The 13,129-nt window shown below is 46.6% G+C and carries 12 protein-coding genes and 1 pseudogene; 5 read left to right on the forward strand and 8 right to left on the reverse strand.

Annotated elements, in window-relative coordinates:
• Nucleotides 1-406, reverse strand: a pseudogene (locus V512_RS13725) (isoprenoid biosynthesis protein ElbB); the annotation flags it as partial.
• Between the two features lie 196 nt (nucleotides 407-602).
• Here V512_RS13725 and V512_RS13730 point away from each other — a divergent pair.
• A complete protein-coding gene (locus tag V512_RS13730; protein ID WP_243392456.1) occupies nucleotides 603-1,895 on the forward strand; it encodes a glycosyltransferase family 4 protein in 1,293 nt (430 codons plus the stop codon).
• A 35-nt stretch (nucleotides 1,896-1,930) separates the two neighbouring features.
• Here V512_RS13730 and V512_RS13735 read toward each other — a convergent pair whose 3' ends face one another.
• Both V512_RS13735 and V512_RS13740 read right to left on the reverse strand, forming a co-directional pair.
• Complete coding sequence (locus V512_RS13735) at nucleotides 1,931-3,001, reverse strand: DUF362 domain-containing protein (RefSeq protein WP_099831014.1); 1,071 nt, start codon at nucleotides 2,999-3,001, stop codon at nucleotides 1,931-1,933.
• Nucleotides 3,002-3,481: 480 nt separating this feature from the next.
• The gene (locus tag V512_RS13740; protein ID WP_133117348.1) at nucleotides 3,482-3,685 is read right to left on the reverse strand and encodes a hypothetical protein; all 204 of its coding nucleotides are present in this window, start codon (nucleotides 3,683-3,685) and stop codon (nucleotides 3,482-3,484) included.
• Nucleotides 3,686-3,870: 185 nt separating this feature from the next.
• On the opposite strand from V512_RS13740, the gene V512_RS13745 reads away from it, so the two are divergent.
• The 3 genes from V512_RS13745 to V512_RS14465 all read left to right on the forward strand — a co-directional run bounded on the left by V512_RS13745 (nucleotide 3,871) and on the right by V512_RS14465 (nucleotide 5,669).
• Nucleotides 3,871-4,449: an MMPL family transporter gene (locus V512_RS13745; RefSeq protein WP_099831016.1), complete on the forward strand. Its 579-nt coding sequence runs from the start codon at nucleotides 3,871-3,873 to the stop codon at nucleotides 4,447-4,449.
• Between the two features lie 322 nt (nucleotides 4,450-4,771).
• Nucleotides 4,772-5,263 carry a hypothetical protein gene (locus tag V512_RS13750; RefSeq protein ID WP_099831017.1) on the forward strand — a complete coding sequence of 164 codons (492 nt, stop codon included), beginning with the start codon at nucleotides 4,772-4,774 and terminating at the stop codon, nucleotides 5,261-5,263.
• A gap of 154 nt (nucleotides 5,264-5,417) precedes the next feature.
• Complete coding sequence (locus tag V512_RS14465) at nucleotides 5,418-5,669, forward strand: MMPL family transporter (RefSeq protein WP_258006136.1); 252 nt, start codon at nucleotides 5,418-5,420, stop codon at nucleotides 5,667-5,669.
• 72 nt (nucleotides 5,670-5,741) lie between these two features.
• Here the strand turns inward: V512_RS14465 and V512_RS13755 are convergent, their stop codons facing one another.
• The 5 genes from V512_RS13755 to V512_RS13775 all read right to left on the reverse strand — a co-directional run bounded on the left by V512_RS13755 (nucleotide 5,742) and on the right by V512_RS13775 (nucleotide 11,174).
• A complete protein-coding gene (locus V512_RS13755; RefSeq protein WP_099831018.1) occupies nucleotides 5,742-8,546 on the reverse strand; it encodes a response regulator in 2,805 nt (934 codons plus the stop codon).
• A 47-nt stretch (nucleotides 8,547-8,593) separates the two neighbouring features.
• Nucleotides 8,594-9,082, reverse strand: a complete 489-nt coding sequence (locus V512_RS13760) for a hypothetical protein (RefSeq protein WP_099831019.1) — start codon at nucleotides 9,080-9,082, stop codon at nucleotides 8,594-8,596.
• Nucleotides 9,083-9,244: 162 nt separating this feature from the next.
• Nucleotides 9,245-9,883, reverse strand: coding sequence for a lipid-binding SYLF domain-containing protein (locus V512_RS13765; protein ID WP_243392457.1), 639 nt, complete (start codon nucleotides 9,881-9,883; stop codon nucleotides 9,245-9,247).
• Between the two features lie 56 nt (nucleotides 9,884-9,939).
• On the reverse strand, nucleotides 9,940-10,464 hold the full coding sequence (locus V512_RS13770; protein ID WP_099831021.1) for a hypothetical protein: 525 nt from the start codon (nucleotides 10,462-10,464) through the stop codon (nucleotides 9,940-9,942).
• The gene (locus V512_RS13775) at nucleotides 10,461-11,174 is read right to left on the reverse strand and encodes a glycerophosphodiester phosphodiesterase family protein (RefSeq protein ID WP_099831022.1); all 714 of its coding nucleotides are present in this window, start codon (nucleotides 11,172-11,174) and stop codon (nucleotides 10,461-10,463) included. The genes V512_RS13770 and V512_RS13775 overlap by 4 nt, the downstream gene beginning before the upstream one ends.
• Nucleotides 11,175-11,694: 520 nt before the next feature.
• Between V512_RS13775 and V512_RS13780 the strand changes: the two genes are divergently transcribed.
• The gene (locus V512_RS13780) at nucleotides 11,695-12,855 is read left to right on the forward strand and encodes an IS110 family transposase (protein WP_099831023.1); all 1,161 of its coding nucleotides are present in this window, start codon (nucleotides 11,695-11,697) and stop codon (nucleotides 12,853-12,855) included.
• The last annotated feature ends 274 nt before the right edge of the window (nucleotides 12,856-13,129 follow it).

Genomic DNA, 13,129 nt, shown 5'->3' on the forward strand with positions numbered 1-13,129 from the left:
CGATCGCGCCCAGAGGCTTCTTCTTGATGAAACAGCCGGCAAGGAGTTTTTGTAGCCCGTTGTTCACTCTGAACTGATCTTCTTCGTCCACGAAGGTTGATAGATTCTTGAGTACACCATTTCCACCAGGAATGACAAGCAGGTCGAACTCATCTTCACTGATTGTTTCTATACTTTTCACCGGGCGGTTCAGAATTCTGGCCGATTCTATGAGCTGATTCCTCTTCTGCTCAAGTTCTGCCGACTTCCTCGTGTGATGATTGAATACCTCGTATTGATCCTTGTCAAGGGAAACACAGATGATCTCTGCTCCCGCTCTTTCCAGAGCAAGAAAGGTCAGTATCGCTTCACCGATTGCCGTTCCGTCTTCAGCTCCGCATCCGGATAGCACCACACCACTCTTCAAAACATCACCTCTCTTCCTATGCCTGCAAGAAACTTTGACCAGTTTCAGCTGGAAAAACTCAATGGATTCTAGCATCTTTGTCACCGGTTACAAAACGATACGTGCTTGCTACCATTCTATTGACATTGGAGTGGGAATGTAGGATATTGGTATCGAAATATGCTTTTAGAAATGGGGTGTTTCTATCAGAATAGGATTGATTCATTATAGGGCCGGTTTGATGGACGGCGTCTCTCTGGAAATGGAGAAGTGGAAGAAAGTACTGACCGGAATGGGACATGAGGTGGATATTGTCGCCGGGAATGCTGCCCCGGGAGTAGATGTAATTATTCCCGAGATCGAGTACAACGACGAGGCAAATGAGAAGCTGAATTTGAAGCTCTACGGCTATGAACCGGCTACCGAAAGGGAGATTCATGAGGAGCTTTCAATACGGACCTCTCAGATTCTCGGCAGTTTCAGATACGCTCTTTCTGGATACGATCTTGTGATTCCAAACAATATCTGGTCTCTCGGGTGGTCAATACCTTCGGGGTTGGCTTTGCACGACTTTGCTGAGGAGAGCGGAAAGTCCTTCATCTCCCACAATCACGATTTCTGGTGGGACCGCCCATACTACAGAAGCCCATACGGAAGTGTCATGGAATTACTGAATAACAACTTCCCGCCGGATCTTGAGAACGTGAGGAACTTGGCAATAAACTCGATCTCCGCTTCAGACCTATTGGCAAGGAGAGGCATTCGGGCCAAGGTCGTGCCGAATGTTATGGACTTTCACTGTATGAGCTGGGTGTCGGAAGAGAACAATCGGAAATTTAGAAGCGCAGCCGGGATAGACGATGGAGACATCGTATTTCTGCAGGCGACAAGGATAACAGAGAGAAAGGCGGTTGAGACAGCAATAAGGCTCACGGCCGAGTTTAGAAAGATTGCAGAGGGTTTTGCAGGAAAGAAGTTGTACAGCAATAAGGTTTTCACCGGGAGGACGGTTCTTGTCTTGACCGGGTTGACGGAGAAACAGTCTTTGAATTACAGAAATAAGCTGGATAGTCTCGCTTCAAGGTTGGGTGTTGAAGTAATCGATATCTCTTCTCTGACATCATCGATTCAGCAGTCATTCTTCGAATCGTATAGTATCGCAGATATCGTGGTATATCCAACCGTTTATGAAGGCTGGGGTAATCAGCTTTTAGAAGCCCTTTTCGCCAGAAAACCGATTGCCCTCTTTAGATACAGTGTCTTCAAGAGCGATATTCAGGACAGTGGAATCTCCTTTGTGGATCTAGGCGATCAGTACAGCTATGTAGAAGGACTGGTTGAAGTTCCAGAACTCAATCTAAAGAGAGCGAGCGAGGATACGCTCGGACTTCTCTTCGATCCGGTGAGATACAGGGAAGTAACAGAAAGCAATTTCGAGCTAGGAAGCCGGAAATTCAGCTTTGAAACACTGAGCGCGATTATTCGAGAACTTGTAGAGGAGCCACTCTGATTCAAGAGCCGGGTCTCTGATCAAACACGGAACTATTACTCACCGAAGCAGGCGACTTTCTCGAGTTTGTATTCTGTCTTGCCAAGGCCGATCTTCTCGGCGTGTTCAAGTTGATAACGCCATGTGATACCGGGATGGGCCCTTTCGAAAGGATCGTATCCCAGCCTTGCTACTACAAGATCTATGCATGCCTTGTCCAGTGCAACGGGATCTCTACTGGCGACTATTCCAATATCATCAACCACCGGGGGCCTGTTTATGTGCCAGCAATCGCAATCGGGTGATACATTGTTGATGAAGGAGATGTAAAGGGCCTTCTTACCCTTCGTAGCGGCGAGAGCGTATTCGGCGATCTTCTTGCTCAGCGATTCGGGGGTTCCTCCAGGTCCGGCCGTCATCGCACCGTAGTTGCACATAGCGATGCATTGACCGCAGCCAATGCAGAGCTCATAGTCTATTCTTGCGACTCTCTCAACGGTTATTGCTCCTGTTGGGCAGTTCCTTTCGCACATTCTGCAGGCCACACATCTTGACTCTCTAACAACGGGCTTAGATTCGGAGTGCTGTTCCATCTTTCCCGCTCTTGAGGCTGCTCCCATTCCGATATTCTTAAGAGCTCCCCCAAATCCCGTCTGTTCATGTCCTTTGAAATGACTTGCGACTACCAGGGAGTCAGCCAGAGCGATTGCCGATGCTATTTTCGCCTTCTTTATGTACTCGCCGTCAATCTCCACTTCAATCTCGTCTGAACCTCTCAAGCCATCTGCAATTACAACTGGAGCACCCACAGATTCCATCGTGAAGCCGTTCAGTGAAGCGGTTTTCATATGGTCTACAGCATTGGATCTGCTGCCCTTATAAAGAGTGTTGGCATCTGTCAAGAAAGGCACGGCTCCCAGTTCCTTGATCCGATCCGTTATAACCTTCAGAAAGTTTGGACGGATGTATGCGAGATTTCCGTACTCTCCAAAGTGGAGCTTAACGGCAACCAGCCTGTTCTTTTCCACCACTTCTTCAAGTTTCGCTCTCTTTAGAAGAGCCTCAACCTTTTTCAGGAGCCCCATCTGCGGAGTAGTATCGATATCCGTGAAATAGACTGTGCTCATATATCTCTCCTCCCTTATAGGAAAAACCTCTGTGGAAGCCCAAAACTTCGGGTCGGGTCCATGATCCCCTTCACTTTCCCCTATCCCGGGCTAACTATCCGACTAATCAATATAACATGACTGAAGCTACTCAAAGCAAAAACGATGCATCAAAAGAGGAGTTTGCAACTGAACTCAGGGAGGTGAAGAAGACCACCTCTGATTCTTCCGGAAATATCCAACCTGCATCTCCCTCCATATTAACTCTCTAGAATAAACGTTGATCCAAAGCTCCGCGAACCCTGGAAGGCTCGCTCTTATTTCCAACACGTTGAAAGCCGATCGCTATCAAGGACGAAATGTTTCAACCTACATTCTCAATGGTATCATATCAATAATCGACCGCCTCTTTGGGGGGCTGGAGAAGCTGAAAAGACTACAGGCCGGGAAGCAGCCATTCATAACCCGAATCTTTTTGAAAGCATCGGAAAGACTGATGCCTTACAGCATAATCTTTCCATAGTTGGCAATTCTTGCGTTTCTTGCTATCACAGTTCTTTTCGGATTGACGGTTACTTCATTGAGATTTGAAACAAATATCGACAATCTTGCCTCGGACTCCGAGGGAGTCATAAGAAAGAATGAACTGGCCGCCAGAGAGTTCTCTGTCTGGGAGCCGCTGTACCTTGCGCTTCTAAGAAACATGGATGATCCCGCCTCATGGCAGAAACTCTCCGAGACAATCTCGACCATAAGACAAATTCCAAATGTTTCGAGGGCTCTGAGCCCTCTTGATACTACCTATATCACTCTTCAGGGTCTGGTCATAAGACAGTTCCGGTTACGACCAGGTTCCACTTACGGTTGAGGAAGTCAAGGCTTTCAGGAAGTTGCTCGAAAAGAGTTTTGATAGCTACTTCGCGGCAAGCTCAAAAGGCGACGCGGCCCTCGTGAAACTGTATGTACGAGGCGGACTGGGCAGCAGGGGAAAAACGGCTATTCAGGGAATTCAGAATACACTCGATTCACAGTGGGGCGCGGACAGATATAGATTGACCGGCGAACTATTTCTGGGTTATTCAGTTGACAACACTGTCACTGCAGATGTTCTCCTGCTGTTTCCGATAGCCATAGTCATTGCCTTTCTCGTGACTTTTCTCACTTTCAGGAGTGTTGCGGGTGTTCTAACACCGTCAATCAGAGCGCTCTCAAGTGTGGCGGTGACTCTCGGACCAATGGCAGTGGCGGATACTCCACTCACTATTATGAGTGCAGTTCTTCCAATTCTTTTGATAGCCATGGGCCGCCCCGACAGTATTCACATATTCAGCAGGTACAGAGTGGAGATCTTGAAGGGCTCGGTAAAGAGGGAGGCGATAATGCAGATGATGAAATCGATGATTCAGCCGGTTATGATGACCTCGCTAACCACAGCGGGGGGGTTGGTTCTCTCGCCTTCTCAAGCGTGATTCCAATGCATGAATTAGGTTATTTCAGCGTATTCGGGATTCTCTACGCTATGATATTCTCACTCTTAGCCGTCCTTGCGCTTATTAAAGTCTTGCCAACTACTAGGTTTGTGATCGCCACCTAAAGAGGACTCAAGGAGCCGCTCATAGAAAGGTTGCTCCACAGACTCTCTCTTTCAGTATCCAGACACAGAAAACCGGTGACATATCTGTCAATTCTGGCGGTAGTTGTGCGCGTTTGGAATTGCTAACTTGCAGTTCGAGTCGAATCTTTCGGAATATTTCAGGAAGGAGAGCGAAGTCTCAAAGGAAGTAGAGGCCTTTGAAAAAAAGGGTTGGTGGATCCTCCTTCCTCCTGAAAGTCGTTGATTCAAACCAGTCGGGCGGTGTACTGACACCGGCCTTCATAGATACTCTGAATGATCTGGAAAGTTTCCTGGAAGGCTTTAATATTCTCTCGAAGACCTCAACTTTTGCAAATCTGATTGAGAGCGTCTATTCTGGCCTGCCGACTCAAGTGCAGCTGAACCTTCTTAGAGGTACGACTGCGGGGACCGTTATTCAGGGCTCCGTTAATCAAGACTCGTCAAGAGCAGCAATTCACACCTACATAAGAAATACCAACGCAAGAGACATCTCCCGAACTCTTGTCCGCGTTGAGAATGGCCTTAAGGAGATACTTCCAGCGGAATTCAGCGTCACCCTTAAGGGCACACCCCCGTATTACTCAACTTTGACATGGAGAGTTTCTCCAGAAGCCAGGCGATCAGTCTCGCATTCTCGGTTCTGGTCGTATGGTCGCTTGTATCGCTAATGTTTTCTTCTCTCCTGGTGGGATCGGTGGCCATGCTACCCTTTTCTTTGCCGTTACGTTCAGTGTGGGGACCATGGGTATTCTAGGGGTCTCGCTTGATGCGGCAACTGTTCTCGTGGCTAGCATTTCAGTGGGAGTCTGAATAGATTATGCGATCCACTTCATCGAAAGAGTAAGACCAGAGCTCAAGATGGGGCTGTGTCTTCAGGAGCTTTCTAGCAAAGCTTCAAGAACCGCGGGCCATGCGTTGCTGGTGAATGCGGCGACTCTGATTTCGGGATTTGCAGTTCTCGCTTTTTCGAGATTTCTAACCGTTTCGGTATTTGGTTTGCTAGCGATTTTTACTATGGCGATCAGTTCTATGTCCACACTTGTAATAATACCGGCGATTCTTAGCTCTAGCTGACTTGAATCAAAGTTGACAGAGAAGCTCTCGAGAAAAGCAAAGTGATACGTCCTCAGGTTACTTCGGCCAGCACTACGCCCAGAGTTTTCTATAGAGTTTCTTAAGCTCCAATATACAGTCTGCAATCGTCTTGTCGTCTCCGCTCTTTCCTGCTGTTTCAAGCTTGAATCCAACTTCAGACAGCTCTTCAACGCCGTACATTCTTCCGGAGCCCTTGAGGCTGTGTCCGTCTCTGGAGATGGAGTCGAAGTTTCTTCTTTCCAAAGCGTTCTGAATATCGTCAATGGTTTTGTGGATGTGTTCCCCATATTCTTCGAACATCGCCGAGGCCTCTTCGAACGACAAGCCCATATCCTTAGCGAAGAGAGAGATGCTGTCTTGCGTATGCTTAGCCTTGTAAGATCTTGCCTGTTCTCCATCTCTCTTTTTGCCGGTCTTGTCATAGATGCCAAGATGATAGCGAACTACCTCGAGAAGATCAGACTGACTCACAGGCTTACCCAGAAAGCCGTCACAACCGGCTTCTATGGTTTTCTCCTCATCTCCCTGCATGGTATGGGCAGTCAGAGCTACTATAGGAATCTTGTAGCCCTCTTCTCTCAATACCTTTGTGGCTTCGTATCCATCCATGATCGGCATCTGCATATCCATCAGAACGAGATTGTACTTGTTGTTCCGTATCATCTCAACAGCATTTTTGCCATTGCTCGCCAGATCGACCGAATATCCTGCTTTCTCCAGCACTTCCTTTATCAACAGCTGGTTGGCCTCGTTGTCTTCGGCCAGCAGAATCCTGTACTTCTTACCGCCTGCTTTCGGAGCGAGTTCGAAGTAGTTGCCTATACTTTTCATCAGCTCCTCTTCTCTTACCGGCTTCTGGATAACTTCATCTACTCTGTCGCCGAACTGGACTTCGTCTTTGGCAGCATCCGTGATTGCGATAATTGAAGCGTCGTAGATACCATCAAGGGCAGTAAGGGCCTCGCTAGCTTTTTTTGGAGTGTCTACGATCGCAAGTGATGCTCCGAGATCCTTAACCGCTCTGGAGAGATTTGTAAGGTTCTTGACGGGTTGATAATGAATGCCGTTTCTCGTTAGCATGGAGCCGACGATAATCAAGAAATCGTCATCGTCAGATGCGAGAATGACCTTTCCGGCCACAGAGATTTCGGCTCTCTCCTTTTGTTTTGGAGCTTCTTTAGAAACCTGCGAAGGTATTCTGACGGTCACTTTAGATCCTTCCCCAACCTTACTCTCGAATCTGATCCTTCCCCCCATGAGCTCAACTATCTTCTTGGTTATTGCAAGACCTAAACCCGTCCCACCAAACTTTCTGGACATGGTTCCGTCTGCCTGAATGAATGGCTCAAATATCTCTTCCAGCTCGTCCCTGGAGACCCCGAAGCCTGTATCCTGAACGGTATATATGAGATACTTTCCATCATAATCAAGCAGTATCGAGACGTATCCCTTCTCGGTAAACTTCAGTCCGTTGGAAATCAGATTGGTCAGGATTTGCCTCATCCTGAACTCGTCACCATCCACATACTCCGGGACTCTTTCCGTTACGCTGTTTGCAAAATGCAGACCCTTAGAATAGGCCATCGGCAGGTAAGTTTCAGTAAGCTCATTGACAAGTTTCGATGGGCTGTAAGGGGAGATCATGAGGTCGAAACGGGCCGCTTCAATTTTGGAGAGATCAAGCACATCGTTGATAAGGCTTAGAAGGTGTTCACCGCTTCTATAGATAGTCTTAAGGTATTTCATCTTTTCGAGGTTCGTCTCGTCGTTCATAAGAAGCTCGGCGAACCCAAGGATAGCGTTCATTGGAGTCCGCATCTCGTGTGACATGTTCGCCAAAAACTCCGATTTCATCTTACTTGCCTGCTGGGCCTCTTTAGATACTTTTCTCAGGAGCTCGTTGGAATTCTTCAATCTGTCCAGTGTCCTCTCTATGAAGACCATGGTGTTGTTGAGTTCAGAGGCTATCTCGCCAAGCTCGTCATTCGAATTGATTTTGACTCTGGAAAACGACCCCTTCTTTATCGACTCAAATCCCTTCAGCAATTCCGAGAGGGCTTTGGATATATGAGCGTTTAGCGAGAATGAAAGTACGAAGGAAAAACCGAAGACACCCAGGACAACGATGCTGATAATTGGAAGCAGTCTGTTTCTTAGCTTGACGAGGAGGCCCTGTGATTGCAGCACATAGATATCTGCGCCCCCAATTGAGACCTTGTCCACAATGAACAGAGAACCAGACGAGAAGAAAGAGAAAGCCGGTCTGGGTTCGCTGACAGTGAAAGGTGTCTCTTCCGACCACTTCTCCTCATCCAGAACAGTCCTCACATATAATCCTGAGTCCGAGAACTCTCTCGGAATAACAAAGTAATCGCCGATTAGCAGGAAGGCAATCCCATCCTGTCCGATAAACGACGAAAGACTCTCGATATCGTTGTTGTCGAAGATAATCCCTGCGAGGTACGGAACTTCATTGCTAACTATTGTAGAGAAGTACACGAGCTGCCTTTCAAGCATCTTAAATCCGTTTCCCGACCTTTCGATCTCATCAATCTCTTCGTCGGAAAGAGCCGACCTGTTAAGAATAATCTCTCTCTCATCACCGAGTTGAACGAGAATGTCATACCCACTTTCAAGGACCTGCTCGAGAGCGTAACGATCGACAAAGAGTTTCAGATCTCTGCGCAGATCTATGAACCACTGAAAGACAGACTGTTTCTTTTCGGTTAGGTAGCTCTTGTACTCATCGGTTGCTGTTTGGATGAAAGTGATCGCCAGCAACGTTACAAGCAAAGTTAGCACCGCAAGAACGAAGAGCAGGAACTGTAGTGAGATCTTTCTGCTAAGCTTTCTCATTTACTTTCTCCGCTCTATTCTCTGAATGCGATCGTCTAACTACATCATTAGTCAACGTTGAACTCCCATTTGAAGGTTGCTCTACTTCCGTTCAGAACAACCGAATAGTAAACTGACGTATCGAGATAACTCGAAAGAGCAACTACTAGTCTATTTGAATCTATCAGAATAAATGGATCATACCTTGTAGTTTGAACAAGGAACCCTTCCCCAATTACATAAAGATCTGCCCAAACCCCATCCACAGCTTCGCCACGTTTGCATTTCCCTGCCACAGTAACATTTAGAAAGGATACTTCCGAAGAGTTCTCCGGCAGCTCAAAAAACAAGAGCCCTACTAGATCATCGATCGGAATGCCCAGTTCCGAGACGGCTTCATAGGGAATTGCAGTAACGGTTGCGGAGCTGCCGCCTTCCATCTCAAAGCCCTTAGAATCCGCACTATGGCAGCTGTCCTTGAGGCTCTCAATCGTTTCGATATTCACAGCAAGACCAACCGCTACAAGAGCAATGAACAGAACCAAGAGAAGTCTCAAAACCTCACCTACCCTATCTGGCAAAGGAAGAACTGCCTTGGTGCCATTATAGTACGTGAAGGCTGGATATCGAAAAAACAGAAGCTCTCAAACCTGAGCATCGAAGTTGAGACTCGATTTGCTTTTCGGAATATTGCAGTTTCTTATTGCTAAAGCGCAAGCCTATTCTTTGGGGCCAATCAATGAATTGAGAAATCCAACAAGCTCTTCGATTCCCACTCCGCTTGCTTCCCTCTCAATAATCTCGGTGGGAGTAAGCGATAGCCCATAATACTCCCTGTTTGTTTCGGTGTCCTGGCGTACAATCGAACCGCCCAGTGATACACCGGCGAAGATGCCGTTACTGACTGAATAAGAGTAAATGGCAGCTTCTAGTTTGTAATCAGTATCTGCAGAGAGGGTCTTGCCCGTGGGCCCGGCTGAAATTGAGGCGCTTCCGCCAAGGGTAACGTTATTGCTTAGAAAACCTTCAATGCCCTTCTCGTTCATAATGACAAGCACCAGACCGCTCTTTTGAACGCCGGCCTGAAATCCGTAGCTTATACCGTACAGCTTGAGAAACAACGGTCCATACCAGCGGCCATCTTCTCCTCTCTTGAGCAGAAAACCCTCTCCGAACTGCCCGCCGAATCCAAGCGCGGCTTTCACCATCTCAGGGTAAATCACTATTCCGCTAGACTTACTCATCAACTCAGCAAAAGATCCACTGTCTTCCGTTTCCGAAAGCTCTTGAAGAATACTTAGGGCATTTTGAATCCTTTCTTTGGGCAAGCTTGCTCCGAATGCCATTAAAGAAGCCATAAGAATCACCACCACGAAAAGCCTTTTCAGGTCAATCCCCTCCCGAAGTATCGAGTCTACTTCACTCTAAGAAAAACCTCCTGCCTTTCCTGACCGAAGGTTACGCTAGACAATCTAAACTCTCCTTTTGAGGATATTCTTGGAACATCGGCGTTGTTGACAACAACGTTCTGATACTGGAAGTACGGCAAGTCCTGAACTATTGGGAAGAAACTTCCCTTCGAGTCGGTCACGCCATATAGAAATCGCAAGGCATCGAGTACCTCTGATTTGATCACTGCAACCGCAACGTAGCCTCCCTTAACTTCACTTTGAGGGAAGTCCTTTGAGAAGATCTCTCTCCCTTCTCCGTCGTAAACGGCAATAGTAAGCTGAGGCTTTCCTGAAACGTCTAGCTTGACCTTTCTGAAATCGATCTCACTCTCCTCAATTCCCGAAAGAGCAAGAATCTCTTCCCGAGAAAGCGATATTTGCTCTTCGGGCTGGACTGTCTTCTCTCCGCAAGAGGATACAAGAAGCATCGTCAGTGAAGTTAAGATTAGAAAGGTGACAATTAGACTTTTGCGTATAGTTTTCTTCATACTACCTCCCTCATCTTATCAGAACAGTCGGTGATCAAAAAGTCGCAGACTTCCCTGACCTTGAGGCGCAAATTCTGATCGTTCAGCGTCCAGAGTGAAATTTTTGTTCCGCCTTCACGTACCTTCCGCAACATAGAGAGGCCCTTTTCCAATCCCAAATATTCGAAGAGATCCTTGTTGAGATTTACTGAGTAGGGCTTGTACTTCTTTATGACGCCCGCCAGATACTCTTCGCCGCCGACTTGGCGGATCTCTTTATCTATTATAGGTGCAATCATTGGATTGCCGAAGAACTCCTCGGTGAATGCAAGCAAACAATCATGATGAAAAGAGGAGAACATTGTTCTCTCAACCGCATCAAACCTCTTGATAATCTTTATTACTTGAGGGACGGCTTCAACGGCCTTGATTTCGACATCAATAAATGTCTCTTCGGGGAGCTCTTTGTAAACCGTTTCGAGAGTAGTTAGAGAATCAAATCCAATCAGGTCCATCTTGTCCAGTTCGTCGAGTGTCGTTTCAGATAGCTTGACATCCAATCCCAGAGTTCTCTTGAGATCGGGATCGTGATTCAAGATCACTGCGCCGTCCTTCGTAAGCCTTACGTCGAGCTCAATGCCATGTGCGCCAAAGGACAGACCCTCCTCAAAAGACTTCAGCGTATTCTCGTATCTGCCCTTCCCCATACCCCTATGAGCTAAAACCAACATCAGAATCGCCTCCAAAAACGGCATATAGCGTTGCTGAATTCATTCTACTTTGTTAGCCCAACTCAGTCAAGGCATTCGAAGGCAAGAACACGCCAGTCTGCTGACGCAGGTGAAGACGCACGTAAGCTTTGAAAAGACGTCCTTCGAAAGATCAGTTGCAAGTTGTCAGTTCCAAGTTGCAGGCATAAGAGCCGCTGTGCGCTTAAAAGCGGTGAACCCGCTGGTCGCTGATGAAAAACACCGTTGCCCGTCAACGGTCCGCCGTCCTTGAGATGGAGCAGTTGCAAGTTCTCAGTTCCGAGTTGCAAGCCCTAAAGTAAAGAAAAAGTCAAATCCCGTCATTCTCGTGTATTGTCATAAGAGAGGAAGTAGAGAGTATAGAATGAGGGTAGAGGGAGTAGCCAGTCGTCATCCTTAGGCTTAGAGCCTGTATGCCAGGTTGGGCACCCTTCTTAACACGATTGAGAGTAATGGTCGAAAAGACCGCACCTTGTACGAGGTTGTGAAAGGAGGAACCCTCATGTTGTATGTAGGAGTGGACATATCCAGTGAAAGTTTTGACGTTTGTTTCTATTTACCTGAGAAGAAGAAAATGAAAAGCATGAAGTACAAACAAGACAGGGAAGGTTTTAGGGAATTTCTAAAGAAGCTAAATACTTACAAGGGCGAGAAACAAGTCGGAATGGAAGCGACGGGTTCGTATCATAGCAACTTGTACGGATTTCTTAGGAGCAAAGGGATAGACGTACAGCTTCTCGATCCGTATACCCTTAGCAAATTCATGAAGGCTATGAGCAGGTCAAAGACAGACAAGAAAGATGCAAAAAGCATAGCAGTTGCAATGTACAGGATATTCGATCTGCTGAGCGTTTCTCAAGTACCAGAGGAAGAGATGTCAGCATTCAGGGACTTAGTTAGGATGAGAAGCACTGTAGTAGCAAACTGTTCTGATCTTCAAAGGAAACTGAAGAGCAAATTGAAGATTCACATGCCTGAACTTCTTAAGACCTTCAGATCAATTAGTTCACCTGTGCTGTTGCATTTGTTGAGTGTTTATCCATCCAGGGAAGAGATACTTGCCAATGAGGAAGATGCAGTCAAATTGCTCAGCTCTCACAGAAACTGGAGTGAAGAGAAAGCGAGAGAGGTTATCGATTCACTCAAAGACTCAATAGGCAAGCCAGATACCTTTGGAACCTACTCAACTATTACCAGCATATTCATAACTGAAATAAAGCTTCTCAAAGAACACGTAGAAGCCCTGGATGAGGAAATTAAGAAGTTTCTTCAGAAGTTCCCTGACAATCCCCTAAGAACCATACCGGGTATTGCTGAAATCACAGAAGCCGAAATCGTATCTGAAGTAGGCGAAATAAACAGATTCTCTTCCGGGAAAGCCTTTGTATCGTATATAGGCCTTGATCCTGTTATTAAGCAGAGTGGTAATATGACTCGCGGCCTTTCAATCTCCAAGAAGGGTAACAAACATCTACGAAAAACCTTCTACCAGTTAGCTAAAAACTTGATCAAAAACACTGAAAAGTACAAGAACAAATACGAGAAGATGATAGAGAGGGGGGTGAAAAAGAAAGTGGCCCTTGTAGCAATTGCAAGAGCTGCAGCTGAAATGGTCTACCAACTTTTGAAAAACAACGTTCCATTTGACCTTTCACTCTCATAATTCTCCTAATTCTATACTTGACAACTTAGAGTAGCTGATAAAGCTTCAGGTCAAAATCTCGATCTTCACGTGAACGCAACGGCTCCTTTGCCCGCGAAGTAGAACTGGCTTTGCCAAATCGGTTTGGCATTCTTGTAGTTTTTCTCGCCACAGCTTGCAGTGACTGGCTTTTGAAGATCCGCTATACGCTGAAAGATCAGTTGCAAGTTGTGAGTTCTAAGTTGCAAAACTTAGAAGAAGCCTACGTCAGCAGACTGACTTCCCTCTCTCTCTT

This window comes from Mesotoga sp. Brook.08.105.5.1 (assembly GCF_002752635.1).
Taxonomy (GTDB): domain Bacteria; phylum Thermotogota; class Thermotogae; order Petrotogales; family Kosmotogaceae; genus Mesotoga.

Excerpts from the sequence above, each read along its gene's own strand:
- V512_RS13735 (WP_099831014.1), bottom strand. The coding sequence starts at position 3,001 with ATGAGCACAGTCTATTTCACGGATATCGATACTACTCCGCAGATGGGG.
- V512_RS13740 (WP_133117348.1), bottom strand. The coding sequence starts at position 3,685 with ATGTTTCTTAGAAGCGCAAGGTACAGCGGCTCCCAGACAGAGAACTCT.
- V512_RS13755 (WP_099831018.1), bottom strand. The coding sequence starts at position 8,546 with ATGAGAAAGCTTAGCAGAAAGATCTCACTACAGTTCCTGCTCTTCGTT.
- V512_RS13765 (WP_243392457.1), bottom strand. The coding sequence starts at position 9,883 with ATGGCTTCTTTAATGGCATTCGGAGCAAGCTTGCCCAAAGAAAGGATT.
- V512_RS13770 (WP_099831021.1), bottom strand. The coding sequence starts at position 10,464 with ATGAAGAAAACTATACGCAAAAGTCTAATTGTCACCTTTCTAATCTTA.
- V512_RS13775 (WP_099831022.1), bottom strand. The coding sequence starts at position 11,174 with ATGTTGGTTTTAGCTCATAGGGGTATGGGGAAGGGCAGATACGAGAAT.
- V512_RS13780 (WP_099831023.1), top strand. The coding sequence starts at position 11,695 with ATGTTGTATGTAGGAGTGGACATATCCAGTGAAAGTTTTGACGTTTGT.